The organism is Ideonella azotifigens (genome assembly GCF_006519715.1).
Lineage (GTDB): Bacteria > Pseudomonadota > Gammaproteobacteria > Burkholderiales > Burkholderiaceae_C > Ideonella > Ideonella azotifigens.
On record NZ_VIDT01000970.1, the window covers coordinates 1 to 1,595 of the forward strand.

Annotated in this window: 1 protein-coding gene and 1 pseudogene; both read left to right on the plus strand. The window is 68.4% G+C overall.

Annotated elements, in window-relative coordinates:
• Window positions 1–1,266: succinyl-CoA:acetate CoA-transferase ScpC (scpC, locus tag FKP22_RS29745; protein ID WP_141291832.1), on the plus strand; the 1,266-nt coding region annotated here is incomplete at its 5' end.
• Between the two features lie 4 nt (window positions 1,267–1,270).
• A pseudogene (locus FKP22_RS29750) lies at window positions 1,271–1,595 on the plus strand (hypothetical protein); the annotation flags it as partial.

Below are 1,595 nucleotides of genomic sequence, written 5' to 3' on the forward strand. Positions count from 1 at the left end.
GGCGTGGAGCTGCGCCTGCCCTACCAGTCAGACCCGGTGTGCCGCCAGCGCATCAACGACGGGCGCATGGAGTACCTGGACATCCACCTCTCGCACGTGGCGCAGTTCGCCTGGTTCGGCTTCCTGGGCAAGCTGGACGTGGCGGTGGTGGAAGTGGCGGCCATCCTGGAAGATGGGCGGCTCGTGCCCTCGACCTCGGTGGGCAACAACAAGACCTGGCTGGACCAGGCCGACAAGATCATCCTGGAAGTCAACAGCGCCGTGCCGGCCGGGCTGGACGGCATGCACGACCTCTACTACGGGACCCAGCTGCCGCCGCACCGCAAGCCCATTCCGCTGGTCCGCCCGAGCGACCGCATTGGCGAGCCCTACCTGCGCTGCAACCCGGACAAGGTGATCGCCGTGGTGCAGACCGACGCGCCCGACCGCGACACCCGCTTTGCCGCGCCAGACGAAGCCTCGCGCCGCATTGCCGGCCACATCCTCGAGTTCTTCGCCCACGAGGTGGCCAAGGGTCGGCTGCCGGCCGAGCTGCTGCCCTTGCAGTCGGGCGTGGGCAACATTGCCAATGCGGTGCTGGCCGGGTTGGGTGACGGCCCGTTCGAGAACCTGACCGCCTTCACCGAGGTGCTGCAGGACGGCATGCTGGACCTGCTGGGCAGCGGCAAGCTGGCCTTCGCCTCGGCCACCGCGCTGTCGCTCAGCAGCCAGGCCCGCGAGGCCTTCAACGCCGATCTCGCGCGCTACCGCTCGCGCATCCTGCTGCGCCCGCAGGAGATCAGCAACCACCCGGAGCTGGTGCGCCGGCTGGGCGTGATCGCGATGAATGGCATCATCGAGGCCGACCTCTATGGCAACATCAATTCCACGCATGTGATGGGCACGCAGATCATGAACGGCATTGGCGGCTCGGGCGACTTCGCGCGCAACGGCTTCCTGTCCATCTTCATGACGCCTTCCACCGCCAAGGGCGGCAGCATCTCCTGCATCGTGCCCATGACCCCACACGTGGACCACACCGAGCACGACGTGCAGGTCGTCGTCACCGAACAAGGCCTGGCCGACCTGCGCGGGCTCTCGCCCAAGCAGCGCGCCAGGCTCATCATCGAGCGTTGCGCCCACCCCGACTACCGCCCCGCGCTGCGCGACTACTGCCAGCGCGCGCTGGCCGGCTCGCCAGGCAAGCACACGCCGCACCTGCTGGAGGAAGCCCTGTCCTGGCATGTGCGCTACCTGCGCAGCGGCAGCATGGCGGCGCAAGCCTGAAGCGATGATCGTCCGACCCCGGCCGCACTGGCTGCGCCTGCTGTTCGTGCGGCGGGGCTCGCTGATACGGCTCATCCTGCCCCAGCAGCTCTTCACCGTCGGCCTGGCTTGCCTGGTGGTGCTGGCGCATGGCCAGCTGTTCCACTGGAAGGTGACGCTGACCGCCAGCCCGTTTTCGCTGATGGGCGTGTCGCTGGCCATCTTCCTGGGCTTTCGCATCAACGCCAGCTACGACCGCTACTGGGAAGGCCGCAAGCTCTGGGGCGCGCTGCTGGTGGATTCGCGCAACCTGGCCCGCCAGGCCCTCACGCTGACGGCGCCCGGCACCG